General features: G+C 37.0%; 2 protein-coding genes. Both read left to right on the plus strand.

The window, feature by feature from the left end; genetic code table 11:
* Positions 1–29: 29 nt before the first annotated feature.
* Positions 30–218, plus strand: a complete 189-nt coding sequence (locus KQ486_RS14080) for a DUF1381 domain-containing protein (RefSeq protein ID WP_000195823.1) — start codon at positions 30–32, stop codon at positions 216–218.
* Positions 193–351, plus strand: a 159-nt coding sequence (locus KQ486_RS14085) for a hypothetical protein (protein ID WP_072692825.1), incomplete at its 3' end; no start/stop codon positions are given. The genes KQ486_RS14080 and KQ486_RS14085, both read left to right, overlap by 26 nt.

Genomic DNA, 351 nt, shown 5'->3' on the forward strand with positions numbered 1-351 from the left:
TTAGATCGAGTCAAGGAGGTTTTGGGGAAGTGACACAATACTTAGTCACAACATTCAAAGATTCAACAGGACGTAAACATACGCACATAACTCGAGCTAAGAGCAATCAAAGGTTTACAGTTGTTGAGGCAGAGAGTAAAGAAGAAGCTGAGCGCAAATACGAGGCACAAGTTAAGATAAGGAGAGATGGAGATGCCAAAGAAAACGGTAACGATTGATGTAGATGAAAACTTATTAGTAGTAGCTAGTAATGAAATATCAGAACTATTATATGAATATGACAGTGAGTTAATGTCAGCTGATGAAGATGGCGATAATAGAGATATCGAAGAAAAAAGAGACGCATTAAAA

Source organism: Allobacillus halotolerans (assembly GCF_018967645.1).
GTDB classification, from domain to species: Bacteria; Bacillota; Bacilli; order Bacillales; family Alkalibacillaceae; genus Allobacillus; species Allobacillus halotolerans.